We start from the raw sequence: 26,216 nt of genomic DNA, 5'->3' as shown, positions 1-26,216 counted from the left end.
TAATGATAATGGAATGAGAAATAAAATTACTTTTTTTGTAATAAGTGCTTTGATTTTAGTTTTTTACGGATGTGCAACTAAAAAAGTACAATATGCTGGAGAATTTAAAAATTATTTGAAAGACGATCCTTATGGAGAATCTCAGATTGATTATCAAGTTTTTCTTGTAGGAGATGCTGGTAATGCAATGCCAAATGATACACTTTCTTCTCTTTCAGTTTTGGAGCAAGATTTAGCAAAAGCATCAGACAAATCTTCTGTGATTTTCTTGGGAGATAATATATATCCGAACGGAATGCCATCTTCGAAAAAAGAAGCAGAACGAAAACTTGCTGAATATCGATTGAAAGCGCAAACAGATATTTTAAAAGGTTTTAAAGGTCAGCCGATTTTTATTCCAGGGAATCATGATTGGAGACATGGAATTAAAGGATTGGAAAGACAGCAAAAGTTCATTGAAGAACAATTAAATTCTAAAGATGTTTATTTTCCAGAAGCAGGATGTCCTTTAGAAAAAATAAAACTAACAGATGATATTGTTGTAATTGCAGTAGATTCGCAATGGTTTTTAGAAGATTGGGATAAAAATCCAGGAATCAATGAGAATTGTCCTATCATTAAAACAAGAGATAAGTTTTTTACAGAATTAGAAGATTTAATCAAAAAAAATGCTGCAAAAACAACAATTCTTGCAGTGCATCATCCACTTTATAGTAATGGTCCGCATGGAGGGCAGTTCACAGTAAAAGATAACTTTTTTACTTTCAAATCTAGAGTGCCACTTCCAGTTATCGGAACTTTTATGAATACTTTAAGAAAAACAAGTGGAGCTTCACCACAAGATTTACAAAATAAGATTTACAATGATTTTATTCTTCGAGTTTCTACTTTAGCTCAAGAGTCTGAAAACCTGATTTTAGTTTCAGGACACGAGCATAATTTACAATACATTCATAAAAATAATACACCACAAATTATTAGCGGATCTGGTTCTAAAACTTCAGGAGCAAGAGCTGTAGATGGTGGACAATTTTCTTACGGAGGATTGGGGTATGCTGTTTTAGATGTATATAAAAATGGATCAGTTTGGGTTTCATATTTTGCTACAAAAGGAAACAAAAAAGAGCTTTTATATAGAACAGAAGTTTTAGTTCCAGAGCCAAAAGATTATGAAGGTATTTTACCAGAAAAAATTGAACAAACGTATACTTCATCAATTTATACAAAAAAACAAACGCATAAAAGTAAATTTTACGAGTGGTTCTGGGGAAAGCATTATAGAAAATATTACAGCGAACCAGTTACAGTTCCTGGGGTAAATTTAGACACTATTTTCGGAGGTTTACATCCAGTACGAAAAGGAGGAGGACATCAGTCGAATTCTTTACGCTTGGAAAATAGTTTGGAAAAACAATATGTAATGCGTGCTTTGAAGAAAAGTGCAACGAAGTTTCTACAAGCAGTTGCTTTCAAAAAAGTATATATGGAGAAGAAAATGCGAGGAACACTTGCAGAGAAAATTCTTCTAGATTTTTATACAACAGCTTATCCTTATGCGCCTTTTATCGTTGGAGATTTATCCGATGCTGTAGATGTACTTCACGCAAATCCGAAATTATATTTTATCCCAAAACAAAAAGCACTTGGAATTTATAATAATTCATTCGGAGGAGAATTATATATGATTGAAGAAAGAGTTTCAGATAATCATGAGGAAGTTGCCACTTTTGGAGGAACAGATAAAATTATCAGTACAGATGATTTATTGAAAAATTTACAGAAAAGTGATAATTATAAAGTAGACGAACCAACTTATATCAAGGCAAGATTATTTGATATGTTGCTAGGAGATTGGGATAGACACGAAGATCAATGGCGTTGGGCAGAATTCAAAATAGGGAAACAAAGATTATATAAAGCAATTCCGAGAGATAGAGATCAAGTTTTCTCAAAGTTCGATGGAGTTTTAGTTGGAGCAGTTACAAGATTAGTTCCTGCGCTTAGAATGATGCAATCTTATGATGAGGAATTAAGAAATGTAAAATGGTTTAATTATGAACCTTTCCCATTAGATAAAGCATTAATCTTACAAAGTGATTGGGATGTTTGGGAAGCACAAGCAAAGCACATTCAAGATAATTTGACCGATGAGGTTATTGAAAAAGCTTTTAAAAATTTACCTGAAAATTTACAAGATCAAACTATTGAGGAAATCAAAGTAAAACTAAAAGGTAGAAGAGCGAATATGGTAAAAATTGCTCGTGAATATTTTGAATATTTAAATAAATTCCCAGTTTTAAAAGGAACAGATAAAGACGAGTGGATTACAATTGAAAGACTTGGTGAAGGAAAAACAAGAGTTACGATTCACAGAAAAGTAAAAGGAGAAAAAGAAGCTTTACTTTTAGATAGAGTTTATCATAAAGATTTACATAAACAAATCTGGATTTACGGTCTTGGAGACGATGATCGTTTTGAAGTAATTGGAGATGCAAAAGCTTCGATTCCGATTCGTTTGATCGGAGGAGAAGGTGTAAATATTTATGATATTAAGAATAAACAAAAAATTAAGGTTTACCAGCTAAAAGATCAGAAATTCAAAGTTGAGCAAAAGAATCTTCCGATTCATAAAACAAATGATTACGATTTAGTAGCTTATAACTACAAGAAAACAACGCAATCAATTATTCAAATTCTTCCTTCTGTAGGTTCTAATCCTGATGACGGATTCAAAGTAGGAGTAAATGCTTCGCTTACGAGAAATGGATTTAAAAGAAATCCTTTTAGTTCAAAACATAATTTCAGAGGAGAATATTATTTCGCAACAGATGGTTTCGAGTTAGAATATAATGGAGAAATTGCTTCGATTTTAGGAAAATGGAATCTAGGAATTAACTCTTTATTTACAAGTCCAAATTATAGTATCAACTATTTCGGAACTGGAAATGACACCAGAAATGAAGATTCTAGATACGGAAAGAATTTCAACAGAGTAAAATTAAAAACAATCGAACTTAATCCTTCTTTGATTTGGAAAGGAAGATTTGGAGCAAGTTTCAAAGTAGGACCGACGTACCAACTTTTAGAAGTAGAAGATACCAAGAATAGATTTGTAAATATTCCTGGAGTTTTGCCAGAAGAAGTTTTTGAAAATCAATCATTCGTTGGAGGAGAAGCGAGCTATTCATATGATAATGTAAATAATAAAGCAATTCCAACTTTAGGAATGCATTTCAATTTTACAGGAGGTTGGAAATCGAATATTTCTACAACAAAGAAAGGTTTTGCTTATATCAATTCTACACTTTCTGTACAGTATAAGTTAGTTGCAAACGGAAGATTAGTTCTTGCGTCAAAAGTAAATGGAGCTTTGAACTTTGGAAATAATTACGAGTTCTATCATGCAAATTCTATTGGAGCAGACAACGGTTTAAGAGGATTCAGAAGAGAACGATTTACAGGAAAAAGAACTTTTTATCAAAATACAGATTTACGATTCCAAGTTGGAAAAAGCGAAACAAGTTTGATCCCGATTACTTACGGTATTTTCGGAGGATATGATTATGGTAGAGTTTGGGTAAAAGACGATACTTCGAATAATTGGCACGATTCCTACGGAGGTGGACTATGGGTTTCAGGGGCAGATGTGATTTCTGTAAACCTGTCTCTTTTCAACTCTGCTGACGGAGCAAGATTCGCATTCGGAGTTGGTTTAGGTTTTTAATGATTTGATTTTTAAATGATTCATTACGACGTGTTTTGACGTTTTGGAAATTTATTTTTGACTCGGATTGAAAATAAAAATTTAAGAAAGTTCATTTATTTAGATGAGATTTTTTCTCTTACAATCGGGACTTCGGCTCTGCTCAGTCACCTTTTTATTAGAAGAAATTAAAATTCCCCTCTCGAGAGGCAGAGCTGTCAGGTTCTCTTAATTTTTTAATTGAAAACCTGGCGCACTTTTGTAAAGTGTGCCCATTGTTTCTAGCATTTGTGAGGTCACGAGTTACAAACTCGCGCCAGCGATCGTCAAAAATCGATAAATCAAACTAGAACTTGACAGCCCTGTCCCTTGAGAGAGGCTAGGTGCGTGTTCAAGAACATGATAACACAATCCTAAAATAAAAGAAGAATAAAAATTTTTAGGGCGTTCCCTTTTTCTTCGTTTCGAAAACTCAGCAAAAGGTCGGGCTTTCCGCTATATCTTTTTTGCTAGAGTAGCAGAATGAAGAAAAGCAAAAAAGGATGCCGCTACAATCCCTAACGCATTAAAAAAATAACCAAACAATAAAACACCAAAACAATAAAACCATGGCACGAATTAATCCTTATGTAACTTTTAATGGAAACTGTGAAGAAGCATTCAATTTTTATAAAGAATGTTTCGGAATTGCAGAATTTGCAGATTTTAACCGATTTAGTGAAATGCCTTCTGAAGAACCAATGCCAGATGCAGTTGCAAATAAAGTAATGCACGCAACATTGAAAATTTCAAAAGAAACTGTATTGATGGGAAGTGATGCAAATCCAGCTTTTGGAGTAGCAGAAGTTTCAGGAAATAATATTGCAATTTCGATCAATACAGATTCTAAAGAAGAAACAGATAAAATATACAATGCACTTTCTGCAGATGGAAAAGTAACAATGCCACTTGCAGAAACTTTCTGGGGAGCATACTTCGGAATGTTTACTGATAAATTTGGAATCCAATGGATGATTAATTGTCAGTTAGAAGAAAAGTAGAAAAAAAGATATTATCATATTTGACTTTATAAACAGATAATCAAATTCCCCTCTTGAGAGGGGTTAGGGGTGTGTTTTAAATTAAATAAAATTTCCTAATAAGATTTTAACTTGATAATATTTAATAAACAAAAAAGCTGTATCAAATTTGATACAGCTTTTTTGTTTTTATAATTCAGAAAGCGTTTCTTTAATTGGTTGTTTTCCTTCAATAACTTCAAATGTTTTTCTAATAGTATTTTCATGTTTGATTACATTCAATAGAATTGTAGCAACATCTTCTCTTGTTATTTTCGATTCTTTACCAGAAAAAGCTTCTCCCGTTTTTATTTTGTTTTTAGCATTTTCGTTATACAAAAATCCAGGCCTAACAATTGTGTAATTCAATTCAGAGCTTTCTACAAAACGATCAGCAATATTTTTAGCATGAAAGTAATCTCTTAGCTCATCAGGACCTTCGTCAGGTCTTCCAGCATAAATAGAACTTAATAAAACAAATCGCTGCACTTTATTTTCAATTGCAGCTTTTGCCAAATTGATAGCACCATTTTGATCTACACCTATTAAGTTTTTTCCTTTAGAACCTGCTGTGAAATAAACAATATCTGCATTTTTTGTAGCATTTAATAGAGAATTTAAATCAGAAACATCAGCCAAAATACCATGGATGTTTTCATTTTTAAGATCTTCAAGTTGTTCTTTTTTTCGAACAATAGCTGTAACATCATATCCAGATTGAATTAGTTTATTCACTAACATTTTTCCGATAGCTCCTCTTGAGCCAGCAACTACTACTTTCATATGTTTTAGATTTAACTTATTACTTTTACTTGTGTAAATTGTCTGTGACCTTCAATAGAGCCATGATAACCAAATCCACTTTGTTTAGCACCAACCCAAGGAGCGTCACCACCAGCACCAACACTTCCGTTAATGGCAACCATTCCAGCTTCTAGTTTTTCTGCAACGTTTTGTGCTTCTTTAGCTCCATAAACAACTGCTCCTAAACCATATTCTGAATCATTTGCTTTTTGAATTGCTTCCTCAAGGTCATCATACTTGCTAATACTTACCACAGGACCAAAGGTTTCTTCTTTTTCCATTAACATATTCGAGTGTATATTTGTCAATACAGTTGGAGAAATATAATGTTCCGGATGATCTTTACCTCCTAAAAGAACTTTTGCTCCTTTTGAGACAGCATCTTCAATATGATTGATAATCTTTGAGCGTTGTTTTTCATTAATTATAGGTCCGATATTAACATTCTGTTGGTTCCAAGGTCCTAAAGTGTAATGAGACGCAAATTGCACAACACGCTCTTCAAATCTTTCAGCAATAGATTCATGAACATAAATTCTTTCCGTTGAGGTACACATTTGTCCAGCATTTTCAAAACTACTTGCTACAGCAAATCTTGCTGCAGAATCGATATGTGCATCTTCCAAAACAATCATAGGATCATTTCCTCCTAACTCCATTACAAGTCTTTTCAAAGAATTAGAAGCTCTTTTCATGATGTCTTTTCCAGCTTTTTGAGAACCTGTAAATGCTACCATATGAATGTTACTATCTACTAATTTTTTACCTTGATTGGAATCACCGATTACAATTTGAATTACATTTTCAGGTAAATATTGATTTAAAATATCTACATAAGCTTTTGCAATCAAAGGCGTTTCTTCAGAAGGCTTGAATACAACTGTGTTTCCAGCAACTAAAGCAGGGATGATCAAATTAGTAGCCATTGCTAAAGGATAATTCCATGGAGAAATAACTGCAACAACCCCAAGTGGTTTGTATTGAATTTTACCACCACTTACTTTTCTTGTCTGAATAGCTTCTTTTACTTGTCTTGCGTAATATGGAGCTCCTTGTGCACTTCCGTTTACTTCTCCATAAGATCTTCGATAGTCTTTTCCCATTTCTTTACTTAAAAGAATAGCTAAAGATTCTATTTCTGTATTTACTTTTTGCGAAGCTTTTTCTATATATTGAATTCGTTTATCAACACTTAATTCTTTCCAGCTTTTTTGTGCAATTCTAGCGTTTTCAACGATTTCATCTATTTTATCGATTGGCGTAATTTCCAATTCACCAACGATTTCTCCATTACTTGGATTATACGATTTTAAGATATTTTCCATTTTTTTAACCAAATAAAATGTCTGTACGAATAATATATTTCACACCCTTTGTTATTTTTTCACTAGAATGTAAACAATGAAGAGGGTGTGTTCCATGAGGAAAACATAAAATAGCTCCTTTTGGAGTTCTTATTTTTACAATATTCATATCAGATTCGATTCTAGCTGGTTTAGTAGGATCAGATTTACTAACCATAAATTCAGTACTTCCTCCTTCAAAATCATCACTTAATAAAATCAAATAAGTATATTGACTATATAAACCAGGATAAGCATTAGGAATTAATTTATTATCTATAACTCTACTTCCAGGCCATGCGCCATCAGTATGTGGTTTGAAGAAATCTCCTTCTCCATATTTATAAAATCGAAATCGAGCATTAATACCTTTAGCAGTTTGTCCTTTATATTCTTCATTCACTAAATGTTTTGAACGATTCCAAAGTGTATGATCAACTATTTCACTTGCAACCCAATTAAAGTTTTCATTATGTCGAACACTATGTGGAAGGGAAACAGGAGAATCTTCGTGAAAACCTAAAGTTTCTGCTATTTCTATAATTTTTTCAGTTTCACTTTCTGTCAATACATTTAGTAATTGAAAAGCACCTGGTACTTCTGGAATTTCTACTCGTTTTACATTATTGAGATCAAATTTTTCATCAAAAATTTCTTTAAGATCTCCATTATCTGCCCATGTTGGTAAAGATTGAACATGGAATCCGGGTTCGTTTGTAACTACAAAGAATTTTTCTTTTATAGCTACGGCATTATCTGTTTTCATAATTCTTGTTTTTGTTTTTTTGATTTTACATTTGTGTGTTTGAAATGACAGGAATTGGTTTTGGTATTTCATTTTCATCATCACCAATCATCTCTCTCATATCTATTTCGATTGCTCTTGAAATTGTTGTTATCGGAACATCATTTGACATTCCTTCAAAAGGATTTTCAGAAACTTCACCAATTCTTTCCATCGTGTGGAAAATCCATGAAATAACCATACTGAAAGGAATAGATAGCCAAACGAAATTTTCTCCAATATGATATTGTACTAAATCCAATATTTGTCCATTATTACTATTAGCATTCGCAAGAATAGTATCTCCAATTTTTTCAAATTCATTCATGATTCCATAAGGAAGAATAAAAACGAAAATCCAAATGAAGAATAAGTTTAGCGTAGCAAACTGTCTTGGATATGGAAAATTTTTAATACGTTCTGCTTTTCCTTGAAGTGTAAATAGTTCTACTATTATTCGCTCCATTTCCATGTGTCGGAAATCATCTATTAGTTTGTTTAATTTTAGATCTTTAAACTCTTTTGATTGTAGATTTAGAGTTGCAGTTTGCTTATTAGTTTTCTTTAAAATTTCATTTTCTTCCTCTTTGCTTAGATATCCTTTTAATTCATCTTTTAAAGTATATGAGCATTCATGAATCTTAATTCCTTCAGCTTTCATGTGTTCGATGTCTGAATTATTGATATGTGATCTTTCCCAAGGTTTCATCTGCCTTAAAGCATATCTCAAAGAAGTCATCCATGCAATATGTCTTAGAACTATTCTTTTTTTAATTTTAAATAATTCCTCGTCAGAATATTTTTTTGGACTAAATTCATTTGTGATAAAATCATTTACCATTATTGTTAATGACCTAGAAGTATTTACAATTCCTCCATATATTTTTCTAGCTTCCCAAAGTCTTCCGTAAGCTGCATTGTTTTTAAATCCAACAATAAAAGCTAAGGCAGTACCAATTAATGATATTGGAAGCCAAGGAAGGTGCAGCCAATTCCATCCGATAATTTTGAATAAAAAAACAGGTATAGCAGAAAAAAGAAAGAAAATATAGAGATATCTTCTAGTCCAATTTAGCATTGTTTTTAAGGAATAATTTCTTTTAGTATACATGATGTTTTATTTAATAACTATTTAATTTAGTGGTTATTGATATTTATTTATGTTTTGGAAATGCAAATTAACGTAAGATTTATATATTTGCAAAACAGATTTATTAGATTAAAATAATCGATAAAATAGATTATGAATTTACAGTTTATCAAGTATTTTGTTGTTTTAGCAGAAACAAAGAATTTTACAAAAGCCGCAGAAAAGGTTTTTGTAGTACAATCAACATTCTCATCTGGAATTAAAAAATTAGAAGAATATCTGGATTGCAAACTTTTTGTAAGAGATAAAAGAAATGTTGAGTTAACCTCAGAAGGAAAAGTATTATTAGAAAAAGCAAAACAACTTTTGGCTTTGTGGGGAGAAATCGAAGGTGAATTTAAGGATACAGAGTCAAAAGAAATTAAAATAGGAATATTAGCAACAATTCATCATACGGATTTTGTGATTCCAATTTTGAAGAGTTTTCAAGAATTGTATCCAAATTATCAAATCAAATTAGTAGAAGGGAATGAGCAAGAGTTGGTGGATTTGATTCATAAAAATGAGCTAGATGTTATTTTTTCAGAACAAGAATTCACAGAGAAATCAGATTTAGAATCAAGGTTTTTATATGAAGAAAAATTAGAACTAGTTGTTTCGAAAAATCATCCTTTAGCAAATAAAGAAAAAATAGAAATTGAAGCAATAGATGCACAACCTTTTATCAAACATGAAAGTTGTATGCTTTCACAAGAAATATATGCTGAATTTTCTAAACGAAAAATAGAACCAATTCCTGTTTTTTCTGCCCAACATAGCGAAGTACTTTTAGGTTTAATTTCATCTGGAATAGGAATATCCCTAATGGCAAAACCAAAACAATATCCTGAAGATGTAAGATTTATTCCTTTATCTAATATTGAATTTAAAAGAGGAATCGTTTTAGCATGGAATTCTGAGAATAAATCACAACGTTTACAGAAGTTTTTGACTATCTAATTGCTACTATCCAAATGTATAGTTATTGTTTGTGAGTTTTAGGAGTAATATCTTTGTACTATAAAAATTATAGTTTAAAAATGGAGAAGTATAGCTTTTTAAATGATTATAGTGAGGGAGCGCATCCTGCTATTTTAAAAGCATTAAGTGAAAGTAATTTTCAGCAAATGGAAGGTTATGGGAATGATGTTATTGCTGAAGAAACGAAAACAATTTTACATCAAAAAATGAATCAAAATTCCTCTGAAATATTTTTTGTTTCAGGAGGAACACAAGCTAATTTAATTATAATTTCTTCTGCTTTAAGACCTCATGAGTCAGTGATTTCTGTAGATACAGGGCATATTACTCTTAGAGAAGCAGGAGCAATTGAAGCAACAGGGCATAAAATAAATGTTGTAGAATCAACAAATGGGAAAATAACAAAAGAGTTAATTCTTCCTGTGTTAAAAGAGCATGATTTTGGTCCACATGTTGTAAAACCAAAGATGATTTATATCTCGAATTCTACAGAAGTAGGAACGATTTATACAAAAAAGGAATTAGAAGAATTGTATGCATTTGCAAAAGAAAATAAGATGTATTTATTCTTAGACGGAGCAAGATTAGGTGCTGCTCTTACAGCTTCGGATAATGATTTGACTTTAGAAGATGTTGCGAAAAATACAGATGTATTTACAATTGGAGGAACAAAGAATGGAGCATTATTGGGAGAAGTAATTGTTGTGAATAATGAAAAATTACAAGAAGATTTTCCATTTCATATAAAGCAAAAAGGAGCAATGCTATCAAAAGGGAGACTTTTGAGTACGCAGTTCAGAGAATTGTTTAAGGATGATTTATATTTTACTTTGGCAAAGCATGCAAATAAAATGGCAGAAAAATTAACGAAAGCTATTTTAGATCAAGGTTACAAGATGTTAGCTGATTCTACTACAAATCAGATTTTTCCAATTTTACCAAAAGAATTAATTCAAAAACTAGAAAAAGATTTTATTTTTTATAGATGGAAAGAAATTGATGAAAATAATATTGCACTTAGAATTGTTACTTCTTGGGCTACAAAAGAAGAGAAAGTAGAGGAGTTTATTGAAAAATTAAAACCATAAAAAAAGAAAAGAAAGGTTCTTCTATTATAAAGAATTAAAAATGACTAATTTTAAGATAATCTAATTACTTAAAAAGTGATACCTTTGCAAAAAATATATATTTCTTATAGAAGATGAGTATAGTAGCCATAGTAGGAAGACCAAATGTTGGGAAATCAACATTTTTCAATAGATTAATACAGAGAAGAGAAGCAATCGTAGATTCGGTTAGTGGAGTTACAAGAGATAGACATTATGGGAAAAGTGAATGGATTGGTAGAGAGTTTTCTTTAATTGATACTGGAGGATATGTAAAAGGTTCAGACGACATATTTGAAGGAGAAATTAGAAAGCAAGTTCAGCTAGCTATTGACGAGGCGGATGCTTTAATTTTTGTTGTAGATGTTGTAGATGGAATTACTCCTATGGATGAGGAAGTAGCGAAACTTCTAAGAAAAGTAACAAAACCAATTCTTTTAGCTGTAAATAAAGTAGATAATTCTATGCGTCAGGATGATGCATTAGAGTTCTATAATTTAGGATTAGGAGAATATTATCCAATTTCTTCTATCAATGGAGGTGGAACAGGAGAATTATTAGATGCTCTTGTAAAAGTTTTACCAGAAGAAAAAGAAGAACCAGTTTCTGAAGAAGATGAAGAAAAAGAAGATTTACCAAGATTTGCTATCGTTGGAAGACCAAATGCAGGGAAATCATCTTTTATTAATGCATTAATTGGAGAGGATAGAAATATTGTAACGAATATTGCAGGAACTACAAGGGATTCTATTGATACGAAGTATAACCGTTTTGGTTTTGAGTTCAATTTAGTAGATACTGCAGGGATTCGTAAGAAGTCTAAAGTAAAAGAAGATTTAGAATTTTATTCTGTAATGCGTGCTGTTCGTGCAATTGAGCATTGTGATGTAGCGATTGTAGTAGTAGATGCTACGAGAGGATTCGAAAGTCAAGATCAAAATATTTTCTGGTTAGCAGAGAAGAATAGAAAAGGAGTTGTTGTATTGATTAATAAATGGGATTTGGTTGAAAATAAAGAAACAAATACCATGAAGAAATATGAAGAAATGGTTCGTAAGCAAATGGAACCATTTACAGATGTTCCTGTTGTCTTTATTTCTGCTTTAACAAAACAAAGAATTTATAAAGCAATTGAGACTGCTGTTGAGGTTCATAAAAACCGTAAGAGAAGAATTCCTACAAGTAAGTTGAATGAAACAATGTTGGAAATTATCGAGAACTATTCTCCACCTGCAACAAAAGGAAAATTTGTGAAGATTAAATATTGTATGCAGTTACCAACAAGAACACCTCAATTTGCATTCTTTGCGAACTTACCACAATATGTAAGAGATCCGTATAAGAGATATTTGGAAAATCAATTAAGAGAGCACTATGATTTCTCTGGAGTTCCAATTTCTATTTATATGCGTAAAAAGTAATAGAAAACATAAAATAATCTTTAAAAAACGTCTCGATTCGGGGCGTTTTTTTAGTTTTTGTAAAAAAAGCAGTATTTTTGTAGCTCACAAGAAATAGAAAGAGTACACAATCTATGGATATCATTTTTTCAAGAAATAACAAAAGAGATTTACCTGTTCGTTTTAATATTCATTTTAGAGCGATATACGATTATTTGCAAAAACATGCGAATGATCCGAAAAGTGTGTTGCATGATGCAGCACCAAAAGGATTGAAGATTTTTGAAGATTATCCAGATTTATTACACGGATTTGAAGATCTGCAGTTATTGAAAAAATATGCGGAACCGATAGATTATTTAATGCGTTTTCTTTTTCCAGAATTTTTAGAGAAAAACGAAATCAAAGCTGGTTGTATTCCTTTTGATATGACCATGTTTAAACTTTCTGAAAGGTTTAAAAATATTGTAGATAATGCAGGAGAAGGATTTGATCTACAAATCAGAAATTTCGATGAATCTAAGATTTATGTGATGTGTTGTTCTTTTGTTCTTTCTCTTTATTATGGGAAGAATATTGATATGAAACGTCCGTTTTTCTATGATATTCCAAATGTAAAAGAAGATAAATTATATACTTATAGAGCAGCTTTTAACTCTGATTTTTGTGAAATAAAAAAGACAGAAGGTTCTCCGGATTTATCAGAAGATGATTTCAATTATTTATTAGATAATTTTGATGATATTGAAGCTTGGAAAGAAAAAATTCCAGCAGAAAGCTACACTATTGATGGTTTCGGAATCATGAATCTTTTTGATGTTACTACAGAAGAAATTATTTCAAATATTCATACGACATTATTAGAAAAAGATGATGAAGCTGTGTTTCGTTTTCAAGAAGACTTAAGGAAATTGATGAATATTCCAGATTTAGAATTTGGATTTTCAATCATCAATAGAACAGAGTCTAAAACACAGAAAACAGCAGTGAAAAATGTACATAGTTTACTTTTTGAAGAAATTCATTGTGAATGTACAAGACATTTTTTCTGTAATTCTATCTTGAATAATGTTTTTAATCATAAGAAAATATTTACGATTTCTGACTTAGAACTTTACGGAGAGAAAAATGACTATAACGATTTTTATACAGTTCTAAAAAAACAAGATATTCAAAGTTTTGTGTTAGTTCCTATTGAGCTAGACGAAGATCATCTTGGAATTATGGAGCTTGGTTCTAGAAGAAAACATGAACTGAATTCTGTAAATGTGCAGAAATTAGATGATATTTTACCACTTTTTATTACTGCTGTTCAGCGTTCTGTTCAAGAAGAATACAATCAATTCGAATCTTTAATTCAAGAGCATTATACGTCTATTCATCCAAGTGTGAAATGGCGTTTTCATGATGCGGTAGAGAATTATTTGATTCAGAAAATGAATAAAATTAAAAATGCCAAACTAGAAGATATTATTTTTGATAATGTATATCCGATTTATGGACAATGTGATATCAAAGGTTCTTCTGTTGCTAGAAATAAAGCAATTCAACAAGATTTGATTGCACAACTAGAAATGGCAATCGCAATTTTGAATGAAACTTGTAAGTTGGATAAATTACCAATTTATGAAGAGTTGATTTTCAGAATTGATCGTTATTTAAAACAAATCAGACAAGGAATAAAATCAGGAGATGAAGTAGGAATTACAGATTTTTTGAAAAAAGATATTTATCCAGTATTTAGCCATATAAAAACTATTAATTCTAGTTTAAAAGCTTTAGTAGAAGCTTATGACGAAAGAATTGATCCGAAAATTATGGTGGTTTATGAAAAACGTAAAACATACGAAGATTATGTAACGCGTTTGAATACTGTTTTAGCAGATTATCTAGATTCAAAGCAAGTGGAAGCACAGAATATGTTTCCACATTATTTCGAGAGATTTAAGACTGATGGTGTTGATTTTAATATGTATATCGGGCAGTCTTTAGTGCGAAATAAGAATTTCAATATGTTGTATCTGCATAATTTAAGATTATGGCAATTACAATCTATTTGTGAGATGGAGAATCTTGCGAAACAACTGGAAAAAGAAAATCAGTTTTCGCTTCAAATTGCTTCTTTAGTTTTAGTGCATCACATGCCACTTTCGATTAAATTCCGAATGGATGAAAAGCAATTTGATGTAAATGGAGCTTATAATATTCGTTATGAAATTATTAAAAAACGAATTGATAAATCTTTAGTGAAAGGAACTTCAGAGCGATTGACACAACCTGGAAAATTAGCAATTGTTTACACGCAAGATAAAGAAGCTGCGGAGTATGTGAAATATATTCAGTTCTTACAGTCTAAAAATTACCTGAAAGAAACAGTTGAATATTTAGATATCGAAGATCTTCAAGGAATTGTAGGTTTAAAAGCCTTACGTGTTGAAATTAATTACGATGAAAATATTATCGAACCAATTACAATTGACGAATTACAAAGTATTTCTGTGAGTTAATTTGGTAAAAGAAATAAAAATTAGAAAGCATATTGAGTGAAAATTTAATATGCTTTTTTTGTTTTAAATTTCCTTCTTCTTCTGAAAATAAAAAGCAGGAAGTAAAACTAACAGAAAAATTGGATGAATCAGAAATCGTCGAATGTAAAATAGAATTCGATTATAATCTGGATTATTGATTTCTAGTAAAACAAAAAAAGAAATACTTAGAATAACAAAAGCAATTTGATAAAACCAAAGAGCAAATTTCACCACATTTTTGTCCAAGAAAAAAAGAAAAAGAATTCCGATAGAAATAATCTCATTGGAAAAAAACAACAAGCTATTTTTCAAGAATTGTGTCCAAAAATCAATTTTAGGCAAAACACTAGAAATAGAATTCGTTTCAAAAAAGATTTTTAGCGGATCTTCCAAGAATTTATCAGAAAGAAAACGAACAATAATTAAACTAAAAAAACCGACGATTATCAGAGAAATTCTAAGCAGTCTGTGCATCTTCTTTCTTTTTTAAATTGAAACTGGCAAATTTTTTAATCCACAAAACCCAAAGTAGAAAAGTATAACCATAAATCATCGTTGGAAATACATAATGATGCATGAATTCTTGCGAGTTTGGATAATATTCAGGGATGATAATTAGTGTAAAAATTCGAAAAATATTGAAAAAATAAATCGAAATACTACCTAATAAAATGTATAGGGAAGTTGTTAAAAATTTACCAGAAAAAGCAACGATAAAAGAAATAAATAAAATAATTACACTAATAGCGTTACAACCTTCCACAATTGCAACAATTGGATTTTCTGAATTAGTATAAACCAACACAGAAAGGTCCGTTTCACTTTGTAATAATCGCATTGGAAACCCGACCAAGTCTCCTAGCCGTTTGGTCAACATTGCAACATTTTGCGTAATTGGTTCACAAGAAAAATACGGGGCAGTAACCTGATTGCTATTTAAATACGAATTGTAAAGTATAAATAGCAAAAAATACGTTCCGAAAAACTTTAAGAGAAATAGCAACAAATATTTGTTTTTTTTCATGTGAATTGTCCTTAATTTTGCAAGGTTTACTTAAATGGAATTGCGAATATTTTTATAAAAATCCAGTTTTTGAAATTCCCCTCTTGAGAGGGGCTAGGGGTGCGTAAATATTTACACGAGTTCCCATTTGAAAACAGTAGATTGATAAATTTCAATTAATTCAAAATTCTACTTAAAGTATTTAAATTAAAAGCCAAATTTACACTAAAGAAATAAACATGGAAGCATTAAAACAAAAAATTGAAGAGCAAATCAAGCTTTTCAACACAAAAGAAGAAAAATTACAAGCAATCACAGATACAATCGAAAGAGAATTAGATACGTATGACTGGGTTGGATTTTATTTTAAAAATGGAGATAAGTCAGAATTGAAGCTTGCACAATACACAGGTGAAGAAACGGATCATACAATTATTCCTTTTGGAAAAGGAATTTGTGGGCAAGTAGCAGTGAGCAATGAAAATTTTGTGGTAGATGACGTGCATGCACAAGATAATTATATCGCTTGTAGCATCTATGTGAAGTCGGAAATTGTAGTGCCGATTTTCAAAAATGGAGAAAACATCGGGCAGATTGATATTGACTCAAAAACACCAGCAGCTTTTAATGAAAAAGATGAAAGATTTTTAGAAGATGTTTGTAAAATGGTGGCAGAATTTATCTAAAAATATACTATTTACTTGGAGCTTTCCCTAACGGGTCGGGCTTTCCGCTATATCTTTTTTGCTAAAAGCAACAGAATGAAAAAGCAAAAAAGGATGCCGCTGCAATCCCTAAGCCAAAAAAACAAAACCCCAGAATTAAATTTTTAAAGTTTGATTCTGGGGTTTTTGTTTGAAAAAAATAAAATATAACTTTATAAATCTAAATAGTTCCACTAATTTTTTCAAGTTCAACAAGTTTTTAAACTTCTATTTCCAAAAACAGATTTGTAATTTTTATAATTATTTATTTTTAATAAAATTAAGACAAAAGGCAGGTATAATTCATTTTTTTAATTCAATAACTTGTGATTACACTGAAACTATATTTTTTTATAATTGAGATTTTATTTCATGGATTTCCTAGAAAACAAACTATAATCCTTTTGGCACAGTTTTTAGTATAGACTGACTTAATATTTTTTAAAATTTAAACGGTTTATAAACTAGGTTTTTAGGTCAGTATTTGTTTAAAATCGAAAAATAAATATCAAATAATTTCGACTTTTCAATTATTCTCAATTTTATTTAAAAATAAACTTCAATATTCCTAAATTTTCTATTGTAAAACCATGTGATAATTAGTAGCTTTGCGAAAAATCACAACACAACAACATGAACAATTTGAAAAAAGCAAAATCGGCATTAATATCTGTTTTTCATAAAGATGGATTAGAGCCTATCGTGCGTAAACTAAATGAATTAGGAGTAACAATTTATTCTACTGGAGGAACAGAAACTTTTATCAAAGATTTAGGAATTGATGTAGTAGCAGTAGAAGACGTAACAAGTTACCCATCTATTTTAGGAGGAAGAGTAAAAACTTTACACCCAAAAGTTTTCGGAGGAATTTTAAATAGAAGAGATAACGACGGAGATGTTGCACAAATCGAAGAATTCGAAATTCCTGAGATTGACATCGTAATCGTAGATTTATATCCTTTCGAAAAAACAGTTGCAAGTGGAGCTCCAGAGCAAGATATCATCGAGAAAATTGATATCGGAGGAATTTCATTAATTCGTGCAGCTGCTAAAAACTTTAAAGATGTAATTTGTGTTTCTTCAATGGATCAGTACGATGACTTTTTACAAGTTATTTCTGAGAATGAAGGAACGACTTCTGTAGAGCAACGTAAACAATTTGCAGCAAAAGCTTTCAATGTTTCTTCACACTATGATACAGCAATCTTCAACTATATGAATGATGGAACTGTAAGAACTTTTAAAGAAAGTATCGGAGAAACGAAAGAATTACGTTACGGAGAGAATCCACACCAAAAAGGATATTTCTTTGGAAACTTAGAAGAAATGTTTGATAAATTACATGGAAAAGAGCTTTCGTATAACAATTTATTAGATGTGGATGCTGCTGTAAACTTAATGCAAGAATTCAAAAACGACGCACCAACTTTTGCTATTTTAAAACATAATAACGCTTGTGGAGTTGCACAAAGAGCAACAGTAAAAGAAGCATATGTAGATGCTTTAGCTGGAGATCCTACTTCTGCATTTGGAGGAATCTTAATTTCGAACACAAAAATCGATTTAGATACTGCAAATGAAATTCACAAATTATTCTGTGAGGTAGTTATCGCTCCAGGATATGATGCAGAGGCATTAGAAGTATTAAAAGGAAAGAAGAATAGAATTATCTTAGTTCAAAAAGATATTGAATTACCAGAAACGCAGTACAGAACTGCTTTAAATGGAGTTTTATTCCAAGATAAAGATCTTAAAACAGATACTAAAGAAGATTTAACAACTGTAACGAAAGTTGCTCCAACAGCAGAGGAAATCGAAGATTTATTATTCGCTTCTAAGCTTGGAAAACACACAAAATCAAACACAATTGTTTTAGTAAAAGGAAAACAATTATGTGCGAGTGGAACTGGACAAACTTCTAGAGTAGATGCTTTAAATCAAGCAATCGCAAAAGCGAAGCATTTCAACTTTGATTTGAATGGAGCAGTGATGGCAAGTGATGCTTTCTTCCCATTCCCTGATTGTGTTGAAATCGCTAACAATGATGGAATTAAAGCGGTGATTCAACCAGGAGGTTCTATCAATGATAAGTTATCAATCGAGTTTTGTGATGCAAACGAAATGGCGATGGTAACGACAGGAACAAGACATTTTAAACACTAAAATATTGAGAAATGAAACTTTTAACACAATTTTCCTTTGATTTTTAACATAATACGCTTGGAAAAATAGGAGTTAAAAGTTTCATTTACTTCATTAATTATTAAATTTGCAAACATCAGTTTTTTAACAAAATAAATTAAAAGAATTTTATGGGTTTTTTCGACTTTATGACCGAAGACATAGCAATTGACTTAGGTACCGCTAATACACTTATTATACACAACGGAAAGGTGATTGTAGATGCACCGTCCATCGTAGCAAAAGATAGGAATTCAGGAAAGATTATTGCTACCGGTATGAAAGCTAGTATGATGCAAGGTAAAACCCATGAGAATATCAAGACCATTCGTCCACTAAAGGATGGTGTAATTGCAGATTTTGAGGCTTCAAAAGAAATGATTACGGAATTTATCAAACATATTCCTACAATCAAGAAAAGATTAATCAAACCTTCATTACGTATGGTAATTTGTATTCCTTCAGGAATCACGGAGGTGGAGAAAAAAGCCGTAACAAATTCTGCTGAGTTAATGAACGCTAAAGATGTTTACCTAATTCATGAGCCTATGGCTGCTGCAATTGGTATCGGAATCGATATTATGCAACCAAAAGGAAACATGATTATTGATATAGGTGGTGGAACTACCGAAATTGCTGTTATTGCACTTGGAGGAATTGTTTGTGATAAGTCGATCAAAGTAGCAGGAGATGTATTTACAAATGATATTTCTTATTACATGAGAACGCAACACAACCTTTATGTTGGAGAGCGTACGGCTGAGAAAATTAAACTTCAAATTGGTGCTGCAACAGAAGACTTAGAAAGTATCCCAGACGATATTTTAGTTCAAGGTCGTGATTTATTAAGTGGAAAACCAAAACAGGTACAGGTTTCTTATCGTGAGATTGCAAAAGCATTAGACAAATCTATTTTGAGAATTGAGGATGCTGTAATGGAAACTTTATCGCAAACTCCGCCAGAACTTGCTGCGGATATTTATAATACAGGAATCTATTTAGCTGGTGGAGGTTCTATGTTGAGAGGATTAGACAAACGTCTTTCTAGAAAAACAGATTTACCAGTTTATGTAGCAGAAGATCCTTTAAGAGCAGTAGTTCGTGGAACAGGAGTTGCTCTAAAAGACATTGAAAAATACAAGAATGTTTTAATGAAATAATTGAATTTTTGATTCAAGCTTTATTTCAAATAATCATCATTGCTGAAAGGTCTAAATTTTTTACCATAGTTGAGAAAGCTATGCTGAAAAATTTAGTCTTTATCATCAAAAGATATTAGATGAAATTTTGATTTTGAGATAAAAGTTTAATTTACTTCAACAAAATAATACAAAAACTTAAAAAATACCTTTGATAAATAAATGCGCTTTATAATTTACATTTTACAGAAATACAAATTTTTTCTAATTTTTGCATTCTTGGAATGTTTAGCGCTTTTATTTACAATACAAAGTCATTCGTATCACAAAAGTCATTTTGTGAATTCTGCGAATGCAATTACAGGAGGAGTTTATGAGCAAACTGCTTCGATCCAAGAATTCTTTGTATTGAAAGAAGAAAATGAAAATTTAGCAAACGAAAATGCTAGATTAAAAAATATAATTGCTCGAATTACTTCAGAAAAAGACACTACAAGTTTTACTATAAGAGATTCAATTTATTATCAAGAGTATAAATATACAGTTGCTAAAATTGTAAATAACCAATATACAAAGCGTAATAATATTCTGACTATTAATAAGGGAAGAAATCAGGGAATTAGAGAAGATATGGGTGTGATTAATAGTGTAGGAGTAATTGGAATTACCAAAGAAGTTGGTGCAGAACATTCCACTGTTCTTTCTGTCTTGAATAAAAACTCAAGAATTCATGCAAAGCTTAAAAATAGTTTGCATTATGGAACGTTATTATGGGACGGAGAAGATTATAAAATCGCACAACTTACGGATATTCCAAGACAGGCAGTTTTTAAAATCGGAGATACGATTACAACAGGAGGGAAATCACTTCTTTTTCCAGAAGGAATTCCAATTGGTGTAATTTCAGATTTTAAATATGATAATAACAAGTACGAAAATATCGATATTGCTTTGTTCAACGATATGAGTGCTTTGAGTTATGTAGAAGTGGTAACAAATTTGAATAAGGAAGAACTAGAAAAATTGGAGGAGGAAAATAATAATGAATAATCTTATAATATCGAACGTATTACGTTTTTTTGTTTTAATACTATTACAGGTTTTAGTATTCAATTCTTTTAATTTTTTAGGATTTATAAACCCTGCTATTTATATTTTATTTATTATACTTTTCCCGATTAGGAGAGAGAGAACGGTGGTGTTAGTTTCTAGTTTTTTATTAGGACTTTTTATCGATTTTTTCTCAAATTCTGGAGGTGTGAACGCTGCGGCAATGTTATTGATAGCATATCTTAGAATTTACATCATTAAGTTTATCCATGGAAGTAGAGAATATGATTATGCATTATTCAATCCTCGAAATTTAGCCATCGGAAAACTTATTTCTTATGTAGGTATTTTGACTTTTATTCATCAATTTACCTTTTATTTATTGAGCAATTTTACTTTTCACAATTTCTTAGATACATTGTTTAAAGTAATTGTTTCAAGTATTGTTACAACGATTCTTTTAGTATTTAGCGTTTTATTATTTGAAAAGAAAAAATAAATGAAAAGACAGATTTTATTAATCTCTTTTGTTGTATTGGCTACTTTGGCTTTTATAGCCAGATTGTCTTATTTACAACTTACGGATAATAGTTATCAACTTTCGCCTTTTAGTAATTCTTCTACGAAAGTTGTACAACAAATTCCGGAGAGAGGTTATATATATGATCGAAATAATAAGCTTTTGGTAGCAAATCAGCCTTCTTATGATATTAGGGTGATTCCTCGTGAGGTAAAAGAAATTGATACTTTAGAACTTTGTACTTTATTAAAAATAGACAAAGAACTATTTATCAAAAACCTTGAAAGAGCGAAAAAATATTCACTGCGAAAATCTTCCGTTTTCCTTCCACAGGTTTCTAAAGAAGATTATGCTGCATTGCAGGAAAAAATGCACAAATTCAATGGGTTTTTTATCCAAAAAAATATGCTTCGTGAATATCCAATTAATTCAGCTGCAAATGTTTTAGGATATTTAAGTGAAGTAAATAAAGAAATTATGGACGTAAAACCATATTATCAATTAGGAGATAATATCGGTTTTGCTGGTATCGAAAAATATTACGAAAAAGAACTTCGAGGAAGAAAAGGAGTAAAATATTTTAAGACAAATAAACATAATAAAATCATCGGTTCTTTTAAAGGAGGAGTCTATGATACTTTAGCAATTCCTGGAAAAGATTTGGCCATAACTCTTGACATCGAACTTCAAAAATATGGAGAAGCTCTGATGCAAGGAAAAAGAGGAGGAATTATTGCAATTGAACCAAAAACAGGGGAAATATTGACGATGATTTCTACACCAACGTATAATCCAAATTTGATGATTGGTAGAGAAAGATCGAAAAACTCGCCAAAACTATTCGGAGATCAAGAAAATAAACCAATGTTTGATAGAGGACTGCAAGCAACTTATGCGCCTGGTTCTCCATTTAAAATTGTAAATGGTTTAATTGGTTTGCAAGAAGGAGTAATCACAACAGAAACAGGATTTAAATGCTATCATGGATATCGATATGGAGGAAGACCAAACGAATTTATGAAATGTCACTGTGGGATTGTAGGATATCCGATTCGTCTGGAAAAAGGAATTGCAAAGTCTTGTAATAGTTACTTCTCGAATACTTATCGAAGAATTATTGAAAATTATCCAACAGCTCAAGAAGGAATGAATGCTTGGAGTGAGCATGTGAAAAGTTTTGGATTAGGAAAATATCTTGGAAATGATCTGACAGTTGGGCAAAAAGGATTGATTCCAGATGCTTCTTATTACAATAGATATTATCCACTTAAAAACTGGAAAGCTGTAACGACAATTTCAAATGCAATTGGACAAGGAGAGATTTTAGTAACACCAATTCAGCTTGCAAATCTTACAGCGATTGTTGCAAATAGAGGTTTTTATTATACACCTCATATCTTGAAAAAAATCAACAATGAAGACATTGAGAATCCAAACTTTGTAGAGAAAAAATATACAACTGTAGATGCAGTACATTTTGATCCTGTAGTAGAAGGAATGTTAGAAACTTTTGAAAATGGAACAGCCAGAGCTTCTAAAATTGAAGGAATCGAGATTTGTGGAAAAACTGGAACGGTAGAAAACTTTATTCGAGTAGAAGGAAAAAAAGTAAAACTAGAAGATCACTCGATTTTAGTTGCTTTTGCTCCAAAAGATAATCCGAAAATCGCCATTGCAGTATATGTTGAAAATGGAGGTTTTGGTTCTAATATTGCTGCGCCAATTACAAGTCTGATGATTGAAAAATATCTGACAGGAGAGGTGAAGAGAACTTGGATAGAAGACAGAATGTACAATACGAGCTTAGAAGAAGAGTATAATAAAAGAAAAAAACTTTTAGAGGTTGAGAACGAAGAGCAGTAATATCATAAGTAATATAGATTGGCTATTAATTCTATTCTATATCGCTTTATGCTTTATAGGTTGGGTTAATATTTATGCAGCATCAACACCAGAAGAAAATGCTGAGATTTTAAATTTTTCAACAAAATATGGAAAACAATTAATCTTTTTTGGTTTAAGTATTCCATTGATTTTGGTAATCCTTTTTATTGAATCTAAGTTTTATGAACAGTTTGCCAGTATCTTTTACTTAATTTCGATGCTGACCCTCATCGGTCTTTTTGTTTTTGGTAAAACCTTAAAAGGAGCCACATCTTGGTACGAGATAGGAAGTTTTACCCTACAACCCAGTGAGTTTGCAAAAGCTGCTACAGCTCTAGCAATTGCTAGGTTAATTACCGATAAACAGTTTGATTTTAGTAAGTTAAAATACCAATTACAAACTTTTTTAGTAATCTTAGTTCCTGTGATTTTGATTACTTTACAGCCAGATCCAGGTTCTGCTTTGGTTTATCTTTCTTTCTTTTTTGTTTTTTATAGAGAAGGTTTACCATCGTATTATATTACGGGAGGAATCGGAATTATTCTATTATTTATCGCTACTCTAGCTTTCGGGTATATTGCTTTATTGATTACAATTTTTATCGCTTTTGCTGGGCTGATATTTTATTTATATAAGAAAAAAAGAAGAGTTTTTAAAAGAAATTTACCATCCATTATTGGAACTTATCTAGTGATTTCTCTTTATGTTTTGAGTGTAACTTTTATTTTTAATAATGTTTTTAAACAAAGACATAGAGATCGTTTTAATATTGTTTTAAATAAAGAAACGGATGATAAAGGAAAAGGTTATAATCAAAGACAAGCCGCAATTTCTATTGCTTCTGGAGGAATGTTCGGAAAAGGATTTTTGAATGGAGATCGAACAGAAGGAGGATTTGTACCAGAACAAGATACCGATTTTATTTTCGTAACTATTGGAGAAGAATGGGGATTTGTAGGAAGTGTTTTTGTCGTATTACTTTTCGCATTATTTATACTTAGAATTGTATTTGTTGCCGAACGACAGAAGTCCAGATTTAGTAGAATTTACGGTTACAGTATTGCCTCCATATTCTTTTTCCATTTTGTAATTAATATCGGAATGGTGCTTAAACTTTTACCAACTGTTGGAATTCCTTTACCATTTTTTAGCTATGGAGGTTCGTCTCTTTGGGCATTTACTATTTTGTTGTTTATCTTTATAAGGTTAGATGCAAATAGAACTTTAGATTGGTAAGATAAAATGAAACTTTTTGACGAAGATGCTACGAAAAATTGGTTGCCAGAAGACGGAATTGTTCACTATTTTGGAGTAATTTTCAATGGGATAGAATCCGATTATTATTTCAAAAGATTGTTGGAAGAAATTGAATGGAAAAACGATGAAGCAATCATTTTCGGAAAACATATTGTTACGAAAAGAAAAGTGGCTTGGTATGCAAATGTGCCTTTAGATTATACGTATTCTAATCTGAGAAGGCAAGCATTACCATGGAATGAATTGCTTTTGGAATTAAAGAAAATCATTGAAGAGAAAACAGAACAGAAATATAATTCTTGTCTATTGAATTTATACCATACAGGAGAAGAAGGTGTTTCTTGGCACAGCGATGATGAAAAAGAATTGAAGAAAAGTGGCTCTATTGCTTCGCTTTCTTTTGGTGCAAGTAGAAAATTTGCTTTTAGACATAATGAAACGAAAGAAAAAATCGTTTTTGAATTACATCATGGTGATTTGCTAGAAATGAAAGGGGAAACACAAGATTTTTGGAAGCATAGTATTTTGACAACAAAAAAAATAAAAACACCCAGAATTAGTCTTACTTTTCGTCAGATGAATATTTGATTTTTTAAATAGCTATGAAAAAATACATATTAATATTTTTATTTATTCTGAATATTTCTTGTCAAGAAAAAGATGTGTCAGGACACTGGCATGTTATTTCTTTAAATTCTCCAAAATCTTTTTATTATCCTGTTGATATTTCTAAGGATTCCGTTGCTTATTGGGGGAAAAATACCATTTTTAAATCTGATGAAGGCAAGGTTTCGAAAAAAGATAAAATGCTATGTTTCCCATTTGAATGTGGTTCTGGAGTTTTTGATTATAAACTAGTTGAAGATAAACTTCTTTTGACAAATCCTGAAGGTTATGGAGATTATGTTGGAATTCGTAGTGATTGTACGCCATTAAAAGATTTTAAAAGTAACTTTAAAATAGATGTAGAGTTTCCAGTTTTATATAAGAAAACAACAGCTTTTAAATTCGTTGAAATTCCTGAAAACTATCCTCTTTTTGAAACTATAATTTTTGGTAAAACAAAATATGATGCCTTTTTTAAACAGAAAAAAATGTATCAAGTTGAAAATGAATTTATAGATTTAAAAGATATGGATTCTTGGATTCAAAAAGTGCAAAATAGAACAGAGAAAGAGGCTGTAAAGTTTTTGAAATTCAGGTTAATTGCAGATTCTAGTACGAAAACAGAAGAAATTAATAAATTATTGGAAGTTTTTAAACAAAATGGAATTAAGAATTTATATATAACTCTTTTACCTATAGAAAACACGAAGGAATCTTTAGATTTTATCTATTTAAAACTTGAGGAGCCTTTTGAAAAAGGAATCGAATTACATGAAATAATAAATATAAAAAACTATGAAAATATTTAATACTAAAATCACTTTACTTCTTTTAGGAGTTTTCATTTTTACAAGGAATATCGTTGATGGATTCACTTCATATGGAGATTCAAATGGAGCTGCTTTCGGTGCAGTAATGATTGTTTTAGCTTTAAAATTAGATTCTTGGGTGAAAGAATATAAATCAATCAAGAAATCAAAAATGAAAAAGATGGAAGAATCTTTACCTGACGAAGAAAAATGGTGGTTGAAATAA

The 26,216-nt window shown here is 30.9% G+C and carries 22 protein-coding genes; 16 read left to right on the top strand and 6 right to left on the bottom strand.

The annotated features are described in order from the left end of the window. Window positions 1–13: 13 nt before the first annotated feature. Together I0K12_RS18350 and I0K12_RS18345 are read left to right on the top strand one after the other, a co-directional pair. Window positions 14–3,724: a metallophosphoesterase gene (locus tag I0K12_RS18350; protein WP_196889600.1), complete on the top strand. Its 3,711-nt coding sequence runs from the start codon at window positions 14–16 to the stop codon at window positions 3,722–3,724. A 587-nt stretch (window positions 3,725–4,311) separates the two neighbouring features. Further along, a complete protein-coding gene (locus I0K12_RS18345) occupies window positions 4,312–4,743 on the top strand; it encodes a VOC family protein (RefSeq protein ID WP_196889599.1) in 432 nt (143 codons plus the stop codon). Between the two features lie 168 nt (window positions 4,744–4,911). On the opposite strand, the gene I0K12_RS18340 is transcribed toward I0K12_RS18345, so the two are convergent. The 4 genes from I0K12_RS18340 to I0K12_RS18325 are packed head-to-tail and all read right to left on the bottom strand — an operon-like array spanning window position 4,912 to window position 8,803. Then, the gene (locus I0K12_RS18340) at window positions 4,912–5,544 is read right to left on the bottom strand and encodes an SDR family oxidoreductase (protein WP_196889598.1); all 633 of its coding nucleotides are present in this window, start codon (window positions 5,542–5,544) and stop codon (window positions 4,912–4,914) included. An 11-nt stretch (window positions 5,545–5,555) separates the two neighbouring features. After that, window positions 5,556–6,890, bottom strand: a complete 1,335-nt coding sequence (locus I0K12_RS18335) for an aldehyde dehydrogenase family protein (protein WP_196889597.1) — start codon at window positions 6,888–6,890, stop codon at window positions 5,556–5,558. A gap of 4 nt (window positions 6,891–6,894) precedes the next feature. Then, a complete protein-coding gene (locus tag I0K12_RS18330; RefSeq protein WP_196889596.1) occupies window positions 6,895–7,674 on the bottom strand; it encodes a 2OG-Fe(II) oxygenase in 780 nt (259 codons plus the stop codon). Between the two features lie 25 nt (window positions 7,675–7,699). Beyond that, a complete protein-coding gene (locus I0K12_RS18325; protein WP_196889595.1) occupies window positions 7,700–8,803 on the bottom strand; it encodes a bestrophin family protein in 1,104 nt (367 codons plus the stop codon). A 132-nt stretch (window positions 8,804–8,935) separates the two neighbouring features. Between I0K12_RS18325 and I0K12_RS18320 the strand changes: the two genes are divergently transcribed. The 4 genes from I0K12_RS18320 to I0K12_RS18305 all read left to right on the top strand — a co-directional run bounded on the left by I0K12_RS18320 (window position 8,936) and on the right by I0K12_RS18305 (window position 14,815). Next, a complete protein-coding gene (locus tag I0K12_RS18320) occupies window positions 8,936–9,781 on the top strand; it encodes a LysR family transcriptional regulator (protein ID WP_196889594.1) in 846 nt (281 codons plus the stop codon). Between the two features lie 80 nt (window positions 9,782–9,861). Further along, complete coding sequence (locus tag I0K12_RS18315; protein WP_196889593.1) at window positions 9,862–10,890, top strand: threonine aldolase family protein; 1,029 nt, start codon at window positions 9,862–9,864, stop codon at window positions 10,888–10,890. Between the two features lie 113 nt (window positions 10,891–11,003). Beyond that, entirely contained in the window at window positions 11,004–12,329 is a 1,326-nt protein-coding gene (gene der / locus I0K12_RS18310) for a ribosome biogenesis GTPase Der (protein ID WP_196889592.1), read from the top strand. 113 nt (window positions 12,330–12,442) lie between these two features. Then, window positions 12,443–14,815, top strand: coding sequence for a GAF domain-containing protein (locus tag I0K12_RS18305; RefSeq protein ID WP_196889591.1), 2,373 nt, complete (start codon window positions 12,443–12,445; stop codon window positions 14,813–14,815). Window positions 14,816–14,878: 63 nt separating this feature from the next. Here the strand turns inward: I0K12_RS18305 and I0K12_RS18300 are convergent, their stop codons facing one another. Both I0K12_RS18300 and xrtF read right to left on the bottom strand, forming a co-directional pair. After that, on the bottom strand, window positions 14,879–15,310 hold the full coding sequence (locus I0K12_RS18300) for an exosortase F system-associated membrane protein (protein WP_196889590.1): 432 nt from the start codon (window positions 15,308–15,310) through the stop codon (window positions 14,879–14,881). Continuing rightward, window positions 15,294–15,860 (bottom strand): exosortase family protein XrtF, encoded by a 567-nt coding sequence (gene xrtF, locus I0K12_RS18295; protein WP_196889589.1) that lies wholly within the window; start codon window positions 15,858–15,860, stop codon window positions 15,294–15,296. The genes I0K12_RS18300 and xrtF overlap by 17 nt, the downstream gene beginning before the upstream one ends. Window positions 15,861–16,078: 218 nt before the next feature. On the opposite strand from xrtF, the gene I0K12_RS18290 reads away from it, so the two are divergent. The 10 genes from I0K12_RS18290 to I0K12_RS18245 all read left to right on the top strand — a co-directional run bounded on the left by I0K12_RS18290 (window position 16,079) and on the right by I0K12_RS18245 (window position 26,216). Then, complete coding sequence (locus I0K12_RS18290; RefSeq protein WP_196889588.1) at window positions 16,079–16,525, top strand: GAF domain-containing protein; 447 nt, start codon at window positions 16,079–16,081, stop codon at window positions 16,523–16,525. A 651-nt stretch (window positions 16,526–17,176) separates the two neighbouring features. After that, window positions 17,177–18,706 carry a bifunctional phosphoribosylaminoimidazolecarboxamide formyltransferase/IMP cyclohydrolase gene (gene purH / locus I0K12_RS18285; RefSeq protein WP_196889587.1) on the top strand — a complete coding sequence of 510 codons (1,530 nt, stop codon included), beginning with the start codon at window positions 17,177–17,179 and terminating at the stop codon, window positions 18,704–18,706. 149 nt (window positions 18,707–18,855) lie between these two features. Further along, complete coding sequence (locus I0K12_RS18280; protein ID WP_196889586.1) at window positions 18,856–19,884, top strand: rod shape-determining protein; 1,029 nt, start codon at window positions 18,856–18,858, stop codon at window positions 19,882–19,884. 201 nt (window positions 19,885–20,085) lie between these two features. After that, window positions 20,086–20,913, top strand: a complete 828-nt coding sequence (gene mreC / locus I0K12_RS18275) for a rod shape-determining protein MreC (RefSeq protein WP_196889585.1) — start codon at window positions 20,086–20,088, stop codon at window positions 20,911–20,913. Next, window positions 20,906–21,412 (top strand): rod shape-determining protein MreD, encoded by a 507-nt coding sequence (gene mreD, locus I0K12_RS18270; protein ID WP_196889584.1) that lies wholly within the window; start codon window positions 20,906–20,908, stop codon window positions 21,410–21,412. The genes mreC and mreD overlap by 8 nt, the downstream gene beginning before the upstream one ends. Continuing rightward, window positions 21,413–23,296, top strand: a complete 1,884-nt coding sequence (mrdA, locus tag I0K12_RS18265) for a penicillin-binding protein 2 (protein ID WP_196889583.1) — start codon at window positions 21,413–21,415, stop codon at window positions 23,294–23,296. Next, window positions 23,277–24,554 carry a rod shape-determining protein RodA gene (rodA, locus tag I0K12_RS18260; RefSeq protein WP_196889582.1) on the top strand — a complete coding sequence of 426 codons (1,278 nt, stop codon included), beginning with the start codon at window positions 23,277–23,279 and terminating at the stop codon, window positions 24,552–24,554. The genes mrdA and rodA overlap by 20 nt, the downstream gene beginning before the upstream one ends. A gap of 6 nt (window positions 24,555–24,560) precedes the next feature. After that, on the top strand, window positions 24,561–25,163 hold the full coding sequence (locus I0K12_RS18255; RefSeq protein WP_196889581.1) for an alpha-ketoglutarate-dependent dioxygenase AlkB family protein: 603 nt from the start codon (window positions 24,561–24,563) through the stop codon (window positions 25,161–25,163). A gap of 14 nt (window positions 25,164–25,177) precedes the next feature. Next, on the top strand, window positions 25,178–25,990 hold the full coding sequence (locus I0K12_RS18250; protein ID WP_196889580.1) for a hypothetical protein: 813 nt from the start codon (window positions 25,178–25,180) through the stop codon (window positions 25,988–25,990). Then, a complete protein-coding gene (locus I0K12_RS18245) occupies window positions 25,977–26,216 on the top strand; it encodes a hypothetical protein (RefSeq protein WP_196889579.1) in 240 nt (79 codons plus the stop codon). Before I0K12_RS18250 ends, I0K12_RS18245 begins: the two co-directional genes overlap by 14 nt.

The sequence above is a fragment of the Aureivirga sp. CE67 genome, from assembly GCF_015767245.1.
In the GTDB taxonomy this organism is placed as follows: Bacteria; Bacteroidota; Bacteroidia; order Flavobacteriales; family Flavobacteriaceae; genus Aureivirga.
Note: the sequence above shows the minus strand (reverse complement) of the source record. Positions and strands in the feature narration are given on the sequence as shown.

Excerpts from the sequence above, each read along its gene's own strand:
- I0K12_RS18350 (WP_196889600.1), top strand. The coding sequence starts at position 14 with ATGAGAAATAAAATTACTTTTTTTGTAATAAGTGCTTTGATTTTAGTT.
- I0K12_RS18345 (WP_196889599.1), top strand. The coding sequence starts at position 4,312 with ATGGCACGAATTAATCCTTATGTAACTTTTAATGGAAACTGTGAAGAA.
- I0K12_RS18340 (WP_196889598.1), bottom strand. The coding sequence starts at position 5,544 with ATGAAAGTAGTAGTTGCTGGCTCAAGAGGAGCTATCGGAAAAATGTTA.
- I0K12_RS18335 (WP_196889597.1), bottom strand. The coding sequence starts at position 6,890 with ATGGAAAATATCTTAAAATCGTATAATCCAAGTAATGGAGAAATCGTT.
- I0K12_RS18330 (WP_196889596.1), bottom strand. The coding sequence starts at position 7,674 with ATGAAAACAGATAATGCCGTAGCTATAAAAGAAAAATTCTTTGTAGTT.
- I0K12_RS18325 (WP_196889595.1), bottom strand. The coding sequence starts at position 8,803 with ATGTATACTAAAAGAAATTATTCCTTAAAAACAATGCTAAATTGGACT.
- I0K12_RS18320 (WP_196889594.1), top strand. The coding sequence starts at position 8,936 with ATGAATTTACAGTTTATCAAGTATTTTGTTGTTTTAGCAGAAACAAAG.
- I0K12_RS18315 (WP_196889593.1), top strand. The coding sequence starts at position 9,862 with ATGGAGAAGTATAGCTTTTTAAATGATTATAGTGAGGGAGCGCATCCT.
- der (WP_196889592.1), top strand. The coding sequence starts at position 11,004 with ATGAGTATAGTAGCCATAGTAGGAAGACCAAATGTTGGGAAATCAACA.
- I0K12_RS18305 (WP_196889591.1), top strand. The coding sequence starts at position 12,443 with ATGGATATCATTTTTTCAAGAAATAACAAAAGAGATTTACCTGTTCGT.
- I0K12_RS18300 (WP_196889590.1), bottom strand. The coding sequence starts at position 15,310 with ATGCACAGACTGCTTAGAATTTCTCTGATAATCGTCGGTTTTTTTAGT.
- xrtF (WP_196889589.1), bottom strand. The coding sequence starts at position 15,860 with ATGAAAAAAAACAAATATTTGTTGCTATTTCTCTTAAAGTTTTTCGGA.
- I0K12_RS18290 (WP_196889588.1), top strand. The coding sequence starts at position 16,079 with ATGGAAGCATTAAAACAAAAAATTGAAGAGCAAATCAAGCTTTTCAAC.
- purH (WP_196889587.1), top strand. The coding sequence starts at position 17,177 with ATGAACAATTTGAAAAAAGCAAAATCGGCATTAATATCTGTTTTTCAT.
- I0K12_RS18280 (WP_196889586.1), top strand. The coding sequence starts at position 18,856 with ATGGGTTTTTTCGACTTTATGACCGAAGACATAGCAATTGACTTAGGT.
- mreC (WP_196889585.1), top strand. The coding sequence starts at position 20,086 with ATGCGCTTTATAATTTACATTTTACAGAAATACAAATTTTTTCTAATT.
- mreD (WP_196889584.1), top strand. The coding sequence starts at position 20,906 with ATGAATAATCTTATAATATCGAACGTATTACGTTTTTTTGTTTTAATA.
- mrdA (WP_196889583.1), top strand. The coding sequence starts at position 21,413 with ATGAAAAGACAGATTTTATTAATCTCTTTTGTTGTATTGGCTACTTTG.
- I0K12_RS18255 (WP_196889581.1), top strand. The coding sequence starts at position 24,561 with ATGAAACTTTTTGACGAAGATGCTACGAAAAATTGGTTGCCAGAAGAC.
- I0K12_RS18250 (WP_196889580.1), top strand. The coding sequence starts at position 25,178 with ATGAAAAAATACATATTAATATTTTTATTTATTCTGAATATTTCTTGT.
- I0K12_RS18245 (WP_196889579.1), top strand. The coding sequence starts at position 25,977 with ATGAAAATATTTAATACTAAAATCACTTTACTTCTTTTAGGAGTTTTC.